Here is a 17,677-nt window from a genome sequence, read left to right as displayed (position 1 = left end):
AGTCTCTGCTAGTTTTCTCTAGGGCTGTAAAGCGTTTTGATGGTCTTTTTCAGCCAGGCAATTTTGGGGTTTTGGCTGTTGCGCTTGTGCCAAATCATAGTGAACGGAATTAGCAGCGAATCAAGCTGCGGCTGCTCCAACGGGATCGGCAGCGAGACCAAGTCTGGGTGCATTTGCTGGCAATAGCGTTGGCAGTACTCCGGTGCTGTCGTGATCATCTGGTGACCGGGCTGGGCTGCCATAAACAGCGATTGCTCGAAGCTTGCCATGGTCAGGGCGACATGGCGGGTGAGCCCTTGCTCTGCAAGCACTTCATCCAATGCCCAGCTTTCGCTTTTCTCCCAAACGATATTGATATGTGGGTATTTGAGGAAGGCCTCCATGTTCCATTCCTTCTGCAGTGCCGGGTGATCTTTGCGCAGGTATATCTGCGGCAGATCGGTAAACAGCACTTCAAAATCGATGAAATAGGGCAGTAAATCCAATGACTCTTTCGAACGGGGATGACTCTCCCTGCCGGTAAAACCGATATCGGCCTCGCCGTGGGTAATAGACTCTATTGAGTCGTAGTCCCAATTACTGACTTTCACTTTGGCATCTGGGTAGCGTTGGTATATCTGCTGAGACAACTCATTGAACATGATCAGCAGCAGCGGTGATTCCATGGTGAGGTTGAAGTGCACCCCTTTGGGCGTTTCATCACCGCGCTTAGCCAATAACTGGCTGCCTATTTGCAGCCAGTCAGAGAGATCTTGCGCCATGCTGAGTGCCAGCGGTGTCGGCTTTAGCCCCTGAGGAGTCTTGACGAACAAGGGATCGTCAAACCACTCCCTGAGCTTGCTGAGGGATTTGCTGACCGTTGGCGGGGTAACATTTAGCTTCTTGGCCGCCTTGGTGACGCTTTGCTCCTGCAGCAATAGCTGCAGGGTGAAGAGCAAATTGAGATCAAGGCGTGCTAGTGATTTCTTCATTGGCATTACAAGAGGTTGGCATCGAAGGCAGTGCTACCAATAATATTAGAGCCGCTGAAATAACACCACCCAAAGCCAAAATGATAATCAGCATATTGAGTGCCGAGACACCCATCAGACCCATCAACCAGATATAAAACGCCGAGGCACAGACTTGGGCAATACCAAGGATGGAACTGGCCATTCCTGCGCGAAGCGAGAAGGGGCTCAATGCTTGGCTCATAGTGACGCCAAATCCAATCGAGAAACCGGCACAGATAAGGCCAAAGCCCATCAGGTTAGCCTGCTGATCTAACACATTCAGCCCCGAAGCCATCAGGACGATTGCCGCAGTGGCAAAAAGCCCTTGCGAGAACAGCATCAGGCTTCGCTGCTTGAAGATATTCAGCAGGAATGGGGCGGAAAATGAGGTGATCATGCTAACCAGTGCGGTAAGCGCCATGGTGGTTGAGTAGCTGCCACGATCAAAGCCCATCACGTCCATAACAAGCATGGGCGAGACATTCACATAAGTCAGAATAGTGGTTACGCCGATTGAAGTGATGACAACGCGGCTGATGAAAAAGCGCTCGAGGAAAGGCTCGGTAGCATCAAGCGTGGCATCGCTGGATTGCTGTGAGTCAGGTCCTTTTATACGTTTTTTGCTACGACGGTTCACATTGCTTTCTTTAAGTACAAGGGTTGATAGAAGGCATACCACCACACCCATACCTGCCATGGTGGTGAACAGGCTTGGCCATGGGAACTTGAGCATGATCAGGTGGCCGATCACCGGGGCAATCACAGGCACTATGCAGGTAATGCCATTGAGCATCGACAACACCTTGGCCCGGCGCTGGTCATCGAGGGTATCGCGCAAAATTGCAAAGGCGACCACGTAGCAGGATCCCGCGCCGATCCCCTGGGAAAAGCGGGCAATCAAGAAGGTGGTGCTGCTTTCCGCCTGGCCGCCCAATAGCGAGGCGAAAATAAAGATGATGGCGCCGGTAGTAACAACCGGTTTGCGGCCGATGGAATCAGATAGCTTGCCTGCAAAGAACATGGTGGTCGCCATGCCTGCGAGGTAGACCGAAAAGGCGATGTGAAGCTGTGACTCTGTAGCACCGAGGTCGCTAGCAATTTGTGGCAGGCCGACCAGATACAAGTCAATCGCTGTTGGGTAGAGCAAAACAAGTGCAAAACTGCACAGAAGAAACCGGATCATAAATACCTCTTTGTTGTGTCGCGAGAAGTGTAGAGGTGATCCGGCAGTCTAACGAGTTGCCATTTTGACAACAGGTATTTCCATTGGCGACATGGATGTCACCATGTGCTGAGGAATGACAGCTGTTCGAGACTAGCCTTGACTGCTACTTGGCTACTCAAGGCAGAGCTGGCGGGCAACGTTGCCTAGTTCATGTTTCGTCTCTTCAATATCTTCAATATGGTGGTGAACCGTTTTTGAGTTTAATGTCATAAAAGGGATGGTAATAACCGCCATTAGCTCACCCAAGGCACCAAAGATCGGAAAGCTGATATTGGTGACGCCTGAGATCTGTGGACTCGGCCCGACGTAGAAACCCTCTTTTTGGGTTTTGTCTACTTGCCCCAGAGCATGAGTGATTTCACTTTCGGTTGCGTTTGTTTTTTCAAGGATTTCTTGGCGTTTCTCTTCACTTGAGAAGGTCAGCAAAACAATTCCAGAACCGGAGGAGCAAATATCTAGACTAGCGCCTAGACGTAAGCCAAACCCCATTTTATATGGGCTTTCTTGCGCACCGATAACCACTAGTTCGCCATGTTTATATTGACTTAGGTGGCATGATTGATTGACCTTCAAACACAATTCTTCCATCAAGGGTATGGCGCGCTTAAGCATTTGGGCAATTGGAGGATGCTGGTTTGATAGGACAAACATCTTAAGGCTTAAAGAGTAGGTCAACTGCTCGCTGTCACATTCGATATATTTTCGTTCTACCAGCACTGACAGCATACGAAAAATCTCACTGACACTTCGTTCTAGTTTTTCGGTGATTTGTTTTTTGGTTAATGGTGTAGGGCTTGCAGCAAGCAGTTCAAGAATATCCAATCCTTTTTCAAGCGCTGGCGCTCTGTATTCTGTTTTTTTGTCGTTCGTCATGGTCATGTAATGCTGTCATACAGATTACGCCAGTATGACAGCATGCGTATAGCCTTAAAAGAAATAGCGGTAAAATTAGCGAATCAGCCCCATCCATTGGGGGATAGTCATTGATATTGCCGGAACGTAGGTTACCAGCATCAATACAGCAAAGATCATCAAGAAGAACGGTAACAGTGTGCGAATAACACTGTCGATGCTTATTCCACTGACTTTGCAACCCGTAAACAAAATAGGTCCTACCGGAGGCGTTATGGTGCCCAATGAAAGGTTAAAGACCAGCAAAATACCAAACTGGACAGGATCCATGCCTAGCGATGTACAGATCGGTAGGAAGATCGGGGTAAAGATAAGAACCGCTGGTGTCGGATCCATGAATGTGCCGACAAACAGCAGAACGAGGTTGATAATCAAGAGGATCAAAAATGGGTTATCAGTCAGTCCAAGGAGACCGTCGGCTATCATGCCTGGGATCTGGGTAAACGCCATAACCCAAGACATAATTGAAGACGTTGCCAGCATGAATATAACGATGGCTGACATTTTTGCTGTGTTTAAAAATATCTTGGGTAATTCCGATATTTTCAGTGATCGATAACAAAATGTTAGGAATAGGGCATAAACCACCGCAATGGCCGAGGCTTCGGTGGCAGTAAAGATACCACCGAGGATACCGCCGATAACGACCAAGACCAGGGTCAGGCTGGGGATGGCTTGCAGGGTAACGGTGATGCATTGCTTCAGCGTCATCGAGTGCTTGCCGACATAGCCTCTTTTTTTGGCCATGAAACCGGCAATGATCATGACGCTCAGGCCCCAGAGAATACCCGGTAGGTAGCCACCAACGAATAAGGCTGAAACAGAGACACTACCTGCAACGGTGGCATAGACAATTAGGGTGTTACTGGGTGGAATAAGCATGCCGGTTGGGGCCGAGGCAATATTCACAGCTGTACTGAATGCCGGGTCATAGCCTTCCTTCTTTTGGATGGGAGACATAATCCCTCCAACCGCGGCGGCAGAGGCTACACCCGAGCCACTGATAGAACCAAAAAGCATGTTGGATACCACGTTGGTCTGTGCCAGCGAGCCTGGGAAAAAGCCACTGATGATCTTGGAAAAGTTGATTAGCCTGATGGCGATGCCACCATTGTTCATGATGTTGCCGGCAAGGATGAAGAATGGGATAGCCAGCAGGGCGAAAGAATCTAACCCTACGAACATCCTCTGTGCCGATGTAGTCATGGCACCGGGGAAGGGCAGAATAACCGTCATTGCTGCAAAAGAGGCGGCGCCAACACTGATTGCAATAGGTGCCCCAAGGACAAGCAGGAAAATAGCACCAATGAACATGACCAAAGAGGCGGTAAGTGCAATATCCATATCAGACCTCACTGTGCGAAGATTGACGATTTAAGGCTCTTAGTTGGTTGATAAGGCTTAACTCGTTGTAAATAAAGTAGAAAAATATCAAGCCGCCGGCGATGGGAATGGCAGAGTAAATCACGCCCATGGGAATTTGCAGGGCTGAATCAAGTTGCCACATCTGCCGGACTGCACTGTTATATCCGCCTATGATCATAATGGTGTAGGCGAAGCTGACAGTGACCAGCTCGATGAACATCTCTGTGAGCAAGCGGAACTTCTTATTGAATTTATCTTTTATAAAGCTGATGGCCATGTGCTCCCGTAAGCCGAACACATAAGCACTACCGAATAGAATCAACCAGATGAAAAGGTATCGTGATAACACTTCACTGACGGCACTGGGGCTATTAAACAGGTACCTTGAAGCAACTTGATAGGTGACCAACACTGTCATTGTGCCTACTATCGTGATCAAAAACAGCGAAAGAATTTTGTCTATCCACTGCTTGAGAAATGTCATTCCTGACAATAGATGAGAAAGTATATTTTTTTGCATGGCTGTGACCCGAAAAGGGAGCCAGACAACTGGCTCCCAATATTAACTTATTGCAAGGCGGCTATTTTTTGGAACAGGGCTTTTTGAGCTGGAGAGTCAGTTAGCGCTTGTTGCAACGGCTGGCAGTTTTCTTGGAATGGTGTGATGTCAACCTCGTTAAATTTTGCGCCATGGGCTTTGGCTGTTTCCATTGCGGCGCTGATACGGTCGTTCCAAATTTTGAATTGCTCAGGAGTGCTCTCCTTGGCTAAGCGACGAAGTGTTTCTTGATCTTCTTTCGACATGGTGTTGATGAAGTAGCTACTTATCACCACCAAATCAGGTACCATCAAGTGGCGGGTTGATGAAAAGTAAGGTGCGACTTCGTACTGCTTCAGATCGGCATAGGTAATTTCGTTGTTTTCTGCACCATCAAGAACACCCTGTTGAATGGCGGTGTAAACCTCACCCTGGCTCATTGGTACCCCGGTTCCCCCCATGCATGAGAGCATTTTGATCATTGTTTCTGATTGCATGACCCGGATTTTATTACCTTGCATATCGCCGACTGTGTTGACCGGTGCATTTTTGGTGTACATGCTTCGTGCACCCGCCGTGTAAGCTGTCAACACCTCAAATCCAAATCGGTTGGTGGAAGCAAAGAGCTCGTCCAGTGCGCCGGAGGTGAACACTTTTTCTTGGTGCTCTGGACCGGTATAGACATAAGGCATACCGATAACACGGTAGGTTGCGTCGTAGTTTTCGATAAGTGGGTTAGCAACCACCGCCATTTGGATCGCGCCATTTTGAACCAGTTCTAGTGCGGCGCGCTGATCACCCAGTAATTCATTTGGGTAAATTGAGAGTTTGTAGCGGCCATCAGTTTCCTCATTAAGCTTTTGGCCGAAGGCTTGCAAGGCCTCGTATTGAGGGTGGCTATCGGATTGGTTAAAAGCTGCTTTAATTTCGATAGCTGCATTGGCAAAAGTTGATAAACCCAGAGTAGCGCTAATCATTGCGGTAATAGCAGTGAGTTTCAGTGTTTTTTTCATAGCTAGAGTCCTTTTTTATAGGGTATGTATTTATCGATGGCAGTTATCGAATTGCAGACATTTCAATAAAATCCATGTCATCAAAGGTTTGGTTTTCACCTAGCATTCCCCATATAAAGCTATAGTTGCTGGTGCCGCAGCCTGAGTGAATCGACCAGCTAGGTGAGAGAACAAGTTGCTTGTTCCGCACAACAATGTGCCTTGTTTCCTGTGGTTCTCCCATGAAATGGAAAACAACGTTATCCGGCTTAATGTTGAAGTAGAGATAGGCTTCCATGCGGCGCTCGTGAGTATGAGCTGGCATGGTGTTCCAGACAGAACCAGGACAAAGGTGCGTGACTCCCATGCACAATTGACAAGTAGGTAGTACATCTGGATGAAGGTATTGATTGATGACGCGTTGGTTGGCACTTTCATTTGAACCGAGCTCAACAACTCGGGCTTCGTCACGAGCAATCCTTTTTGAAGGGTATGAGCAGTGAGCGGGGGCACTTAGGCTATATAGTGTTGCTTCATGTTCTTCGTCTAAGGAGCGAAAAGTAACATTTGTTTCCCCCATACCTAGATACAGTGCATCGAGGTGTTCCAGTATGTACGTATGACTGGATGTTTTCACTTCAATGTTTGATTTCCCAAGATTGACCATCCCCATTTCTCGACGTTCGAGAAAATGCTGAGTACCAAAAACGTCATTGTCGATAAAACTATTCAATGCAAGTGGTGTTGTATTTGGACATATACCCAGTGCCACAACCCTGTCTATATGGCTGTAAAGTAAGGTTATTTTTTCTTTGTTGAATAGTTCCTCGCTAAGAAACTCGCTTCTTAGTCTAGTGGTGTCGTAGTGCTTTGCATCCTTGGGATTGCTGTTGTAATTGGTAAACATCTATCGCTCCTTTGTTTGAAATTAGTGTAAGTTAAATTCATATTTGATCAATATCGTTTAAATATGAATTATTGGGTGGTGAGATGTTTGCCTACTTGCAGTGACGAAAATCCGCATTTTTTGTGACTTTCATCGTTTTTTGTGGCAGAAATTGAGTGAAAAATTTGAACGGGGAACAGCGTTTCAATTTTGTGGTGTTGTCAGATGTGTATGGCGTTGCGGGAAGGTAGATGTAGATCAAGAGGGGGGAAGCTTCTTGTCGAATAGTGTTGCTTGAGCTGTGCGCTTGTACTCACTCTAAAGTATGAAAGTGATTGTGATATAGAGGCTTTTTAGTGCTGTTCACTGTGCAGCCTCAATAGACAGACTGTTATTAACTTGGGCTGAATTAAAGCATATCAATGGTCATGCTCGCTGAGTCAATCAACTCAATCGCTTCTTCATTGCGGGTTTGAATCAAAGCCATAAATAGCAAGTCAGTAATACAGTTTTGGGCTGTCCGGGAGTATATGGCCGAAGTGCGAGCTTGAGTTTCATCGGCAATAGTATCGAGCTGGATATCAGCCATACGCCGGATTGGGCTGTCATTGAGCCCTGTAATGGCAATGAGTGTTGCGCCCCGCTGTTTGGCTATCTCTGCGGCAATGACCACCTCTTTCCGGTTTCCGGTAAACGAGCACACCACCATGGCATCATTGGCATTGAGTGTTTGTGCAATGGTGATTTGAACATGGCTGTCCATTTCACACAGTGCCGTAATGCCGATCTTCATCAGTTTATAGGACAGATCTTTCATAACGATGGCTGAACCACCCAGCCCGACAAGGTGCACCTTGTTGGCATCATTGAGCACGGTTACTGCCTGATCCAGGTTTTCGTAGTCCAGGGCATTGGTGGTTTCTACAATGGCGGAGAGCTTGCTTTGCGAGAGCTTTTGCGCCATGACCTTGGCGGTGTCATTTTGCTGGATATCACCGTGTAGGGTACCTGATACATCGAGTACCTTTTTACGAGTCAACTCTTCGTTCAGGGCTTGCTTGAGAGCCGGAAACCCTTTGAATCCTAATTTCTGAGCCAGTTTAATGATACTGGACTGGCTGACTCCGGCTTGCTCGGCAAATGCCGAGGATGATAAGCCGACCACGCTCTCTGGTGCGTCAAGGATCACCTGGGCAATCTTCTGTTCGTTGTTGGACAAGCGGTCAAATTGGTTGGAGATTTTTGCAATTATTGCCATCGTTGTTCCTTAGCCGGTCGTTTTGATGAGCTGTTCTTCTTCTGCTCGATGTATTTTCTCTCATTGGAATAAAGTATTCCACTTTGGGTACTTAATTATTATTCCAAATTCGACCTGTCTATTCCTAAGCTTTTATACTTATGGTTTTTATAAATCAATAGATTATGTTTTTGTGTTGGTTTTGGTTTGTTGGCTTATTCTTATTTCTACTAGTGTTTGGAATAGATTATTCTGTGATGTTGGTAACAAATTAAGAATACTTTATTCAATATTATCTCCGCATTGATTTTGGGAGAACACCATGACTATTAACTTAAACACCCTAATTACGGAAAGCCGTAACCCAGCCAGTGCCCGCATTGATGAGCTGAGCACCTTCGACATGCTGGAAGTGATCAACGGGGAAGATAAAAAAGTCGCGATAGCGGTGGAAGAGACCCTGCCGCAGGTTGCCAAACTGGTAGATGCCATTGTCTTGGCGTTTGAGCAGGGCGGTCGCTTGATTTACACCGGGGCAGGGACATCGGGTCGATTAGGTATTCTGGATGCTAGTGAGTGCCCGCCAACTTATGGAACTCCTGCCGAGCAGGTTGTTGGCCTGATTGCCGGAGGCCATAAAGCGATTTTGAAAGCAGTCGAGAATGCTGAAGATAATGTCAAGCTTGGCCAGCAGGATTTAGTTGATTTGAATTTTGGTCCAAAGGATGTGCTGGTGGGCATCGCTGCTAGCGGCCGTACGCCTTATGTCATGGGAGCAATGCAGTACGCTAAATCGGTCGGGGCGACAGTGGGTTGTATATGTTGCAACCCCAATGCCCCCATGGTCGATGAGGCCGATATTGCCATCACACCCATTGTTGGTCCGGAAGTCGTCACCGGCTCATCGCGAATGAAAGCAGGCACGGCACAGAAACTGGTTTTGAACATGCTGACGACTGGGGCAATGATTCGCACCGGTAAAGTGTATGGCAACTTGATGGTCGATGTAGAAGCGACCAATGCCAAGTTGGTGGAGCGCCAGAAAAAGATTGTGATGGAAGCGACAGAGTGCAGCCGCGAAGAGGCTGTCGAGGCGCTGGATGCGGCAAATGGCCACTGTAAAACGGCCATTGTCATGATCCTCGCTGGCGTTTCTGCACCAGAGGCCCATGAACTACTTGCGTCCAGTGATGGATTTACCCGCAGAGCAATTAATAACGCACAATAACGAACAGTAATGACAAGGAACGAATGATGGCAAAAATTACCTCTGGGATGATAGACAGCATCCTGTCGGCAATCGGCGGTCAGAATAATGTTGCCCGCTGTGGCAACTGCATGACCCGACTGCGACTGGCTTTGCATGACGAGATGCTGGCCGACCACGATGAAATCAAGCGTATCGCTGGTGTGATGGGCGTGGTTGAAAGCGACAGCCAACTGCAAATTATCCTAGGTCCTGGTAAGGCGCAAACAGCGGCTGAGATGATGAATGCTATGCTGGGCAGTGTTTCTGCGGTCAGTGCTGATGCTGGGTCGCTCAAAGATATCGCATCGGCTAATAAAAAGCAGATGAAAGAAAAACAGACCAGCGCAATCCAGCGTTTTCTGTCAAAGTTTGCCACCATCTTCACTCCGTTGATCCCCGGCTTTATCGCCGTCGGTCTATTGCTGGGCTTTGCTACTTTGCTCGAACAAGTCTTTATTCTGGGTAATGAAGCGCCGAATGCCCAGCTTGTCGAGTTCACCAGTTACATGAAGGTGTTCAGCAAGGGGATGTTTGCCTTTTTGAGTATCTTGATTGGTTACAATGCCCAGCAGGCATTTGGTGGCTCGGGGGTGAACGGTGCCATTATCGCCTCGCTGTTCGTACTTGGTTATGATCCGGAGGCAGCCGCTGGCATTTACTCCGGTATGGATAACTTTTTCGGCATGCCGATTGATCCTCGCGGTAACATTATCGGGGTGTTGATTGCGGCAATTCTAGGGGCCAGCGTTGAGCGTCAGGTACGAAAATTCATGCCGGATAACCTTGATATGATCCTGACTTCCGCAGTGACCCTGTTGATTATGGGGGCGGTGACCTTCGTTATTATCATGCCGCTCGGCGGCGTGTTGTTTAATGGTATGTCGTGGTTGTTTGTCAACCTCAACGGTAACCCGATCGGCAGTGCGATTTTGGCTGGTTTGTTCCTGCTGTCTGTGATGTTCGGTATCCACCAGGGTTTTGTACCGGTTTACTTTGCCCTGATGGATGTCCAAGGCTTTAACTCATTGTTCCCTATCCTTGCCATGGCCGGTGGTGGCCAAGTCGGCGCGGCATTTGCCTTATACATGCGCGCCAAGAAAGACTCTATGCTGCGCACTCAGGTTAAGGGCTCCATCGTTCCGGGTATTCTGGGTATCGGTGAGCCATTGATTTACGGTGTCACCTTGCCACGTGTTAAACCATTCGTAACCGCTTGTTTGGGTGGTGCTGTCGGTGGTTTCTTTGTCGGGTTGGTTGCTTACCTTGGCCTGCCAGTAGGTCTGAATACCGTGTTTGGCCCTTCGGGTGTGGTTGCGTTGCCATTGATGACGTCAAATGTGGGTATCTTTGCCGGGATGGCGGTGTATGCGGCAGGTCTGGCAGTTTCCTATCTTGCCGGATTTATCCTGACCTGGATGTTTGGCTCTAAGGATGTTGATTTGTCTTAGTGGCCTTAGAATGAGAAAAGCCGACCCTTCACAGAGGTCGGCTTTTTGTTGCCTGCTGCTTGGATTACCAAACAGATAGGATTAACCAAACAGGTAGGTATACATGTAACCTGCACCAATCGCCATGCCTAGGATGACGGTTAGGAAGGCGGCAATCATCTGGTTCTTGAAGATAGACTTGAGCAAGATAACTTCAGTCAAACTTGCACCTGCACTACCGATGATCAAGGCCATTACTGACCCCATCGCCATACCTTTTTTCACCAGGGCTGCACTCAATGGGATCACCGCTTCAGCTCGGATGTAGAGCGGAATACCAATCACTGCCGCCACTGGGATCGCATACCACATTCCTTCGCCTGCATACTTGGCAATCAAGTCAGTCGGGATGAAACCGTAGATGAAAGAGCCAATCAAAATGCCTAGCGTCAGGTAAGGCAGTACTTGCTTGAAGTCTTTCCAGGTAGCGTGCCAGATGCGTACCCAGCGGCTTTCTTCTTTCACTGTCAGTACGGCTTCACCACAGCCACTGATTTCTACATTCACTTCTTCTTTGCTGCCACAGCATGAGCTGGCAACAGGTGCTGGCTTAGGTGTTGCTGTGCAGCTAGAACCACTATCAGCAACTTTATAAGCCTCTTCACGGACATAGCGTTCGAAACCAAGTTTCTCGAGCACGTATCCGGCAATGACTGAAACAGCTAGAGCGACTACAAAGTAGAACACCGCCACTTGCACGCCGAAGGTCACCACAAACAAACCAATGATCACTGGGTTAAGCAGTGGGCTGGCGAACAAGAACACCATCATCGGGCCAAAGCCGGCACGGGCACGAAGCAGACCTTTTAGGAAAGGAATGGTCGAGCACGAACAAAATGGCGTGATTGAACCAAGTAGCGCAGCAATAAAGTAGCCTTTGCCGTTGCGTGAGCTCAAGATCGACTGGATCTTCTCCGGTGTTAGGAACTCCTGCAGGACACCGACTAGGTAGCTAATCACTAAAAATAGAACGGTTAGCTCTGCTGCTAGGAATAGGAACATACCGGCAGCTTCTTTAAACATGTTAACGAATTCAGGACTCATGGTTACGGCCTCATTTGTTCGTATATTTCGATATATGCCGAAATATAGGCTCGAGGTAGATTGGTGTCAATTAATTATTTCTAAATTTATCGAAATAATTTGGGGTGAAAATTATTTTGTTGGCGAAGAGATGCTTAAGAGGTTGGAATTAAAGGATTAATAATAGAAGGCGACAAGAGGCTAGGATCGCCCCTTGTTTTGTCTGTGGAGATAGTTTCAGCCGGAAGGGCGGATCGTCAACTCAGTCTTCTGCGACAAAGACGTACATGTCACCACGACAGTGGTTGACGCTGTACTCGATGACCTTGCCCTTGGCATCATGGGCAATTTGTTTTATCAGCAATACCGGGACGGCTTCGTCGAGGCTGAGGTGACCGAGGAACTCGTCGGTAGGTAACTGGGCACTGACCCAGCTTTTGGTGCCGGTCAGGGTGATATTCTGGCTGCGGAAGTAATCGTACAGCGAGAGCTGGATTTCGTCGGCATCGGCGATCAGGCCGACAGGAACATAAGATTCTTCGACCGATACCGGTTTGTCATCGATATAGCGGATCCGCTTGAGCAGGAAGACATCCTCGCCTTCGGCCAAGCTGAGCTGCTTCGCAACATCACCATTGCATGGGATGACTTCTTTTTTGATCCACAGGGTATCGGGACGTTTGCCTTTCAACACCACCTGCTGGGAGAAACCCTTGGGCTCTTTGAGCGAGTACTCGAGGGTGTCGCTGATCATGGTACCCGAGCCGCGAGAGCGTACGATGACGTTTTCTTTGTCCAGTACATCCAGCGCTTTGCGCACCGTAATGCGCGAAATGCCCAACAACTCGCTCAGCTCCCTCTCGGTGGGCAGGTAGTCGCCGCCGACTAACAGTTTTTGTTGGATGGCCTGTTTGACGGTTTCAGCGACTTTCACGTACAGCGGTGACTTGTCCTTCTGTTCGATACGCTCTTTGATGAGACTGATCAAGCTATTGTAATTATTCATTTATTCATGCTTTGCCTTGAGTACTGGTTTGATTATACCCAAGCCGCTAGGTTGTAGCCATAACGCTAGGCCAACTGTGACGGCCATCAACACGGCGCAAACTTGGTAGGCTATCTGGTAGCTTCCGGTGCTGTCGACAACCAGTGCGGCAAGCATTGGACCGATAAAACCACCCATGCCCCAGGCGGTATAGAGAATACCGTAGTTGGTGCCGTAGTATTTCAGTCCGTAGAACTGGGCCATCAAAGAAGGGAAGACAGCCAGCAACGCGCCGTAGCCTACCCCCGCCAATCCAGCACCGACTATCATCAAAGTGCCGCTTTGGTAGTATGAGAATAACAGCATATTGAGACCCTGTAACACGAAGGCCAGCGTCAGCGTCGGTAAAGCGCCAATACGGTCTGACAGCACGCCTGTTGCTAGGCGGCCACCGGAGTTGAATAGGGCCAGAGCGACAACCAAATAAGCGGCGTCATGGATATCAGCCTGAACAGAGGCAATGGAGGTGATGTTAGCAATAACCATCAGGCCAGCTGTCGAGGAAAAAGCATACATTACCCAGAGCATGTAGAAACGAGGCTGGCGAATCATCGCGCGCCAAGGCGTATCTTGGTTTGGTGTTATGTTATTAACGGATGCGGTACTGCTTTGGGGCGTGACTGAGTCAGATGGGCTTTTCGCTACTGGCGCGGGCGGGAGATAGCCTGACGGCGGGTTGTCGATGGTACAGGCCAGCGGCAGGGCGATCAGCAGCAGGGCAGAGCCAAGCAGGTAAAAGCTGGTGCTGATGCCGTATTGGGCAATCATGAAGCTTACCAACGGGGCCAAATAGACCGATGCGATACCAAAAGCGGTAGCGATCAATCCATTAACCCAGCCTTTGCGGGAAGGGTGAAACCACTTCATGGCAACGGGATTGAGGCAGGCATAGCCAAATCCTATTCCGCAGCCGGTCAATAGGCCGAAGGTGAGGGTGAGCATCATAGGTGTTAGATGCAGCCCCGACAGCAACAAGCCAATACCAGCAAGGAAGGTACCAGCGATAAGCACTTTGCGCGGGCCGATTTTGTCCTGGATGATGCCTGCGGCTAATACCGCCAGCGCCAAGACGCCGATTGACAAGGTGTAAGGGAGCGAGGCGTGGGTGTTGCTCCAGCCAAGCTCCACGATGAAGGCGTTTTTAAACACGCTCCAGGCATAGAGGATACCGATACACAAGTTGATACCGCAGCAGGCACCAAGCACTCGGGTTGCTTTTGTATTATTCATGGGGGTGTTTTCTTTTTTATTCAAAGCTGCTTTGCAGGTAGGGATAGCCAGCCAAAGGTGCACAGGCCCCTTTGGCTGGTGGATGTATGTTTTATGGATTTATCAGTACCTGATTTACCGATTGAGTGAATCAGTAGCGGGATAGGTACTCTGCCAGTGCTTGGCGATCAGGTGCGCAGTCGCCGCCGCGATGGCTGACCACATAAGAAGCGACCGCGTTGCCGAGCAATACCGCATCAGGCAGCTCCCAGCCCGATGCGAGCCCGGCTAATACCCCACCGGCATGGGAGTCACCGGCCCCGATGGTATCGACAACGGTGGCCGGAAACGGCGAAACATTACCTGTTTGGTTGGCATCGGCGAACAAGGCGCCGTCACTGTCTATACGTAAAATGAGCGGGCACTGGTATTGTTCGAACCACTGGCGAGTAAAGGTCTCGGCACAGCCCATACCCAGCACTTCTGCTTCTTGGCGGTTGAGCGAGACAATCGGCTTTAAAGCCAGCAGACGTTTGAAGAGCATATCTGGAACATCGGCAATACGTGGGCCGAAATCGACGAAAGCATCAACCGTATCTGGTAGTGACTCCAACCAAGTCACCAACTGTTCACCACTCGGCGAGGCCAGCTGATAGCCCGACAGGTAAATCAAGGCATCATCGGCCAGAGGAAGGCTATCGAGGATATCTTCATCCCAATGGTTTTCTACCCCGCTGACGGAGATAAAGGTTCGCTCGCCGTCCGGTTCAACCAGTGCCATGCACCAGCCATTGTCGCCTTTGTCCGTTTGGATCTCGCTGGTTATGCCATTTTGCTCCAGGCTACGGCTGATAAGGCTAGCCCAGTTGCCCTGGCCGATCGGCAGGGCGTTGAGTGAGTCGATCTCTAGGCGCTTTAGGGCGATTGCAATGTTGAGGGCGCAGCCGCCAATATGCAGCCCTTTCTCTGTCACTTCCAAGTCGCCGCCGCGCACAGGCAAGGCCGCCGCCTCGGTGACAATATCAATCACCGCTGCGCCGATCAGGCACAACTGACGTTGATTGTGCAGGCTCGGTAGTAGGGTTGTCAGGGCATTATGCGGCATAGGTTTTCTCCTTGTTGATCCGCATTTTAGTGAAGGCTGTGCTGTAGCGGGTGAAGTCAAGCTGGTTGGCTTCATCTAGCTGACGTTTCAGCTCTGGGTCAATGCCTTCGATGCCAGACAATGCACCACAGATGGCGGTTGCCATCGCACCGATCGTATCGGTATCACCGCCTAGGTTGGCACAGAGGATCGCACAGCGGTTTGGATCAGTACCAGCCAATTCAACCATGGCAATCGCTGCTGGAACAGATTCGATAGTGCTGGTGCCGGCACCGACCAAATCATAGATTTGCTGCATCGCGCTCTCAACACCTGGGTTGCTGCGGGCGATAGACAGAGCCAGCTCGATACGTGCCCCCATCGAAGCGCTGAAGGTGGTGGTATTTTTCTCTTGGGCCGCTTTTGCAATGGCAGGCAGCTGATCACTGATGATTGTCCAGCTGTCACCGTCGATCGCTTTGGAGACTGCCCAAGCAATGGCTGTGGCACCGGCAATGGCAACATCAGATTTGTGAGTTGGGCTTGAAGCCAACCAGACCTGATCGATAAAGCTATCCAGGTTGTGGGTTGGTAGTAGGCAGCCCAGCGGTGAAACACGCATCGCCGCGCCGTTGGTCACGCCGTTATTTTCCAGTTCGCTGATTGGTGTGCCTGCCTTGATGGCGGTCATTGCGGCTTTTGATGACGGGCCAAAGACATTCTTGTTGAAGGCATCGAACCCTTCTGCCCAGATCATCACGTTGCGGGCAATAAGGTCTGGGTTGATTTCACCATCGCACTCAATCAAGGCGTCAGCAAGTGCCAGTGCCATGGATGTATCATCGGTGAAGTGGCAGGCATCGAAATAGCAAGCGGCATTGTTTTCTGCCGGGCCCGGAAGAAAGCGGTCAATCCAACCAAAATGGGCTTTCACTCGGCTGCGTGGCCATAGCTCGGAAGGCATCCCCATTGCATCACCCAGTGCCTGACCGTAAAACGCTCCAAGAATGCGACTTTCTGTATTGTTATTCATTGACTACACCTTATCAAAATATTGCGTCATGCCCGCCGCAAGCATGGCGGGCGAAAAAGTAAATTATGCGTTGGCCGGTTTGCTGTCGGCCGGGTCTTCATCCTTGATGGCGATCTCTGCGATTTCACCGTCGGACTCGCGGAAGAAGAACATGAAGGCGATCAGGATGACGGCAATCATGATGGCACCGAAGCCCCACATTCCAGACCAGTTGAAGGTCAGGCCGTTTTGCGGCTCAGGGTAAGCGAACATCTTCTCCATCAGCACGCCACCGATGCGATAACCCAGTAGGCTACCCAGACCCTGACAACACAGGGTGATCAAGCCTTGCGCGGCGATACGCATGTGCTTAGGCGCTTTCTTGTCGACATAGATGTAAGCGGTGACGAAGTAGAAGTCGTAGCTCACACCGTGCAGCAGGATCCCGGCAAACAGTAGCGAGTACAGGTACCATTGCTCGGCGCTGCCGTAGACGAAGAAGCCGTAGCGGATGGCTGCTGTGAATAGACCAAGTAGTAATACCTTTTTAATACCATAGCGCTTGGTAAAGAAAGGAAGTGCCAGCATGAAGAAGATTTCAGAGAACTGACCCAGGGTCATCCAGCCTGTAGCATTGCTCATGCCTACTTCAGTTAGGTAGCCGTTGGCAAAGATGTAATAGAAGGCTAGCGGCATGCTGAACATGAACGAGCAGACAAAGAAAGCCAAGAAATTCTTGTCACGTAGCAGTACCAAAGCATCGAGGCCCAGCATCACTTTAAGGCTCAGTTTGCCGGTACTTTTTGGTGGTGTATTCGGTAGCGACAGGGCAAAGACACCCAGAAGTGCTGAACTTGCTGCGGTGACCAGTAGCGGAATATTGGTTGCCGAGATATCGCCGTAGCCCAACCAACCCGGTAGGAAGCCACAAACAATACCTGAAGCGATCCAGCCAATCGTGCCCAGTACGCGGATACGCGGGAAGTCACGCTCAACATCATCGACGTTCGAGAACGCGATACTGTTGGTCAGGGCGATAGTAGGCATGTAGGTGAGCGAGTAAACCAGCAGGAGCGGGAAGAACCCAGAAAATGTGGTTTGCTGCGCGGCCAAATACATCAGTCCTGCCCCTGCTAACAACATGACAGATAAAACTTTTTGGGCAGGGAAGAAACGGTCGGTGATCGAACCTACCAAGATCGGCGAAATGATCGCGGCGATTGCGGTACAGGCATAAGACCAAGCGATCTCAGTCGGGGTAAATCCATTGGTGTTAAGAAACTGCCATAAAGGGACGAACCACGCCCCCCAGATGAACCATTCAATGAACATCATGAATGACAGTTTTGTATTTGTTTTTGTCATCGCTTTTTTCCTTTAGTAGTAGGGCAAGACCAAATCTATTACTAAAGTAATACCAA

16 protein-coding genes are annotated in these 17,677 nt (G+C 49.5%); 2 read left to right on the top strand and 14 right to left on the bottom strand.

Annotated features, from left to right (window positions below):
• Positions 1–8: 8 nt before the first annotated feature.
• The 8 genes from yidZ to R2X38_RS11860 all read right to left on the bottom strand — a co-directional run bounded on the left by yidZ (position 9) and on the right by R2X38_RS11860 (position 8,168).
• Positions 9–971, bottom strand: coding sequence for an HTH-type transcriptional regulator YidZ (yidZ, locus tag R2X38_RS11895; RefSeq protein WP_317522452.1), 963 nt, complete (start codon positions 969–971; stop codon positions 9–11).
• Positions 946–2,175 (bottom strand): MFS transporter, encoded by a 1,230-nt coding sequence (locus tag R2X38_RS11890; protein ID WP_317522451.1) that lies wholly within the window; start codon positions 2,173–2,175, stop codon positions 946–948. Before R2X38_RS11890 ends, yidZ begins: the two co-directional genes overlap by 26 nt.
• A 153-nt stretch (positions 2,176–2,328) precedes the next feature.
• Positions 2,329–3,090: an IclR family transcriptional regulator gene (locus tag R2X38_RS11885; protein ID WP_317522450.1), complete on the bottom strand. Its 762-nt coding sequence runs from the start codon at positions 3,088–3,090 to the stop codon at positions 2,329–2,331.
• Positions 3,091–3,165: 75 nt separating this feature from the next.
• Complete coding sequence (locus R2X38_RS11880; protein ID WP_317522449.1) at positions 3,166–4,473, bottom strand: TRAP transporter large permease; 1,308 nt, start codon at positions 4,471–4,473, stop codon at positions 3,166–3,168.
• A gap of 1 nt (position 4,474) precedes the next feature.
• The gene (locus R2X38_RS11875; RefSeq protein ID WP_317522448.1) at positions 4,475–5,014 is read right to left on the bottom strand and encodes a TRAP transporter small permease; all 540 of its coding nucleotides are present in this window, start codon (positions 5,012–5,014) and stop codon (positions 4,475–4,477) included.
• A gap of 47 nt (positions 5,015–5,061) precedes the next feature.
• A complete protein-coding gene (locus R2X38_RS11870) occupies positions 5,062–6,045 on the bottom strand; it encodes a TRAP transporter substrate-binding protein (RefSeq protein WP_317522447.1) in 984 nt (327 codons plus the stop codon).
• A gap of 43 nt (positions 6,046–6,088) precedes the next feature.
• A complete protein-coding gene (gene kduI, locus R2X38_RS11865; protein WP_317522446.1) occupies positions 6,089–6,931 on the bottom strand; it encodes a 5-dehydro-4-deoxy-D-glucuronate isomerase in 843 nt (280 codons plus the stop codon).
• Positions 6,932–7,319: 388 nt separating this feature from the next.
• Positions 7,320–8,168: an SIS domain-containing protein gene (locus tag R2X38_RS11860; RefSeq protein WP_317522445.1), complete on the bottom strand. Its 849-nt coding sequence runs from the start codon at positions 8,166–8,168 to the stop codon at positions 7,320–7,322.
• Positions 8,169–8,469: 301 nt separating this feature from the next.
• Between R2X38_RS11860 and murQ the strand changes: the two genes are divergently transcribed.
• Both murQ and murP read left to right on the top strand, forming a co-directional pair.
• A complete protein-coding gene (murQ, locus tag R2X38_RS11855) occupies positions 8,470–9,375 on the top strand; it encodes an N-acetylmuramic acid 6-phosphate etherase (RefSeq protein WP_317522444.1) in 906 nt (301 codons plus the stop codon).
• A 26-nt stretch (positions 9,376–9,401) separates the two neighbouring features.
• Positions 9,402–10,844 (top strand): PTS N-acetylmuramic acid transporter subunit IIBC, encoded by a 1,443-nt coding sequence (gene murP, locus R2X38_RS11850; protein ID WP_317522443.1) that lies wholly within the window; start codon positions 9,402–9,404, stop codon positions 10,842–10,844.
• A gap of 81 nt (positions 10,845–10,925) precedes the next feature.
• On the opposite strand, the gene R2X38_RS11845 is transcribed toward murP, so the two are convergent.
• The 6 genes from R2X38_RS11845 to R2X38_RS11820 all read right to left on the bottom strand — a co-directional run bounded on the left by R2X38_RS11845 (position 10,926) and on the right by R2X38_RS11820 (position 17,621).
• Entirely contained in the window at positions 10,926–11,927 is a 1,002-nt protein-coding gene (locus tag R2X38_RS11845; RefSeq protein WP_317522442.1) for a permease, read from the bottom strand.
• Positions 11,928–12,168: 241 nt separating this feature from the next.
• Positions 12,169–12,912 carry a GntR family transcriptional regulator gene (locus R2X38_RS11840; RefSeq protein ID WP_317522441.1) on the bottom strand — a complete coding sequence of 248 codons (744 nt, stop codon included), beginning with the start codon at positions 12,910–12,912 and terminating at the stop codon, positions 12,169–12,171.
• Complete coding sequence (locus tag R2X38_RS11835) at positions 12,913–14,181, bottom strand: OFA family MFS transporter (protein ID WP_317522440.1); 1,269 nt, start codon at positions 14,179–14,181, stop codon at positions 12,913–12,915.
• Positions 14,182–14,311: 130 nt separating this feature from the next.
• A complete protein-coding gene (locus tag R2X38_RS11830; RefSeq protein WP_317522439.1) occupies positions 14,312–15,265 on the bottom strand; it encodes a PfkB family carbohydrate kinase in 954 nt (317 codons plus the stop codon).
• Positions 15,255–16,277, bottom strand: coding sequence for an ADP-ribosylglycohydrolase family protein (locus tag R2X38_RS11825; protein WP_317522438.1), 1,023 nt, complete (start codon positions 16,275–16,277; stop codon positions 15,255–15,257). Before R2X38_RS11825 ends, R2X38_RS11830 begins: the two co-directional genes overlap by 11 nt.
• 63 nt (positions 16,278–16,340) lie before the next feature.
• Positions 16,341–17,621: a nucleoside permease gene (locus R2X38_RS11820; RefSeq protein ID WP_317522437.1), complete on the bottom strand. Its 1,281-nt coding sequence runs from the start codon at positions 17,619–17,621 to the stop codon at positions 16,341–16,343.
• Between the last annotated feature and the right edge of the window lie 56 nt (positions 17,622–17,677).

It is taken from the genome of Photobacterium rosenbergii, from assembly GCF_033022775.1.
Lineage (GTDB): Bacteria > Pseudomonadota > Gammaproteobacteria > Enterobacterales > Vibrionaceae > Photobacterium > Photobacterium rosenbergii_A.
This window is presented reverse-complemented; position numbering and strand designations above follow the sequence as displayed.

Bases quoted from the DNA above. Each gene is read 5' to 3' on its own strand.
- yidZ (WP_317522452.1), bottom strand. From the start codon at position 971: ATGAAGAAATCACTAGCACGCCTTGATCTCAATTTGCTCTTCACCCTG.
- R2X38_RS11890 (WP_317522451.1), bottom strand. From the start codon at position 2,175: ATGATCCGGTTTCTTCTGTGCAGTTTTGCACTTGTTTTGCTCTACCCA.
- R2X38_RS11885 (WP_317522450.1), bottom strand. From the start codon at position 3,090: ATGACGAACGACAAAAAAACAGAATACAGAGCGCCAGCGCTTGAAAAA.
- R2X38_RS11880 (WP_317522449.1), bottom strand. From the start codon at position 4,473: ATGGATATTGCACTTACCGCCTCTTTGGTCATGTTCATTGGTGCTATT.
- R2X38_RS11875 (WP_317522448.1), bottom strand. From the start codon at position 5,014: ATGCAAAAAAATATACTTTCTCATCTATTGTCAGGAATGACATTTCTC.
- R2X38_RS11870 (WP_317522447.1), bottom strand. From the start codon at position 6,045: ATGAAAAAAACACTGAAACTCACTGCTATTACCGCAATGATTAGCGCT.
- kduI (WP_317522446.1), bottom strand. From the start codon at position 6,931: ATGTTTACCAATTACAACAGCAATCCCAAGGATGCAAAGCACTACGAC.
- R2X38_RS11860 (WP_317522445.1), bottom strand. From the start codon at position 8,168: ATGGCAATAATTGCAAAAATCTCCAACCAATTTGACCGCTTGTCCAAC.
- murQ (WP_317522444.1), top strand. From the start codon at position 8,470: ATGACTATTAACTTAAACACCCTAATTACGGAAAGCCGTAACCCAGCC.
- murP (WP_317522443.1), top strand. From the start codon at position 9,402: ATGGCAAAAATTACCTCTGGGATGATAGACAGCATCCTGTCGGCAATC.
- R2X38_RS11845 (WP_317522442.1), bottom strand. From the start codon at position 11,927: ATGAGTCCTGAATTCGTTAACATGTTTAAAGAAGCTGCCGGTATGTTC.
- R2X38_RS11840 (WP_317522441.1), bottom strand. From the start codon at position 12,912: ATGAATAATTACAATAGCTTGATCAGTCTCATCAAAGAGCGTATCGAA.
- R2X38_RS11835 (WP_317522440.1), bottom strand. From the start codon at position 14,181: ATGAATAATACAAAAGCAACCCGAGTGCTTGGTGCCTGCTGCGGTATC.
- R2X38_RS11830 (WP_317522439.1), bottom strand. From the start codon at position 15,265: ATGCCGCATAATGCCCTGACAACCCTACTACCGAGCCTGCACAATCAA.
- R2X38_RS11825 (WP_317522438.1), bottom strand. From the start codon at position 16,277: ATGAATAACAATACAGAAAGTCGCATTCTTGGAGCGTTTTACGGTCAG.
- R2X38_RS11820 (WP_317522437.1), bottom strand. From the start codon at position 17,621: ATGACAAAAACAAATACAAAACTGTCATTCATGATGTTCATTGAATGG.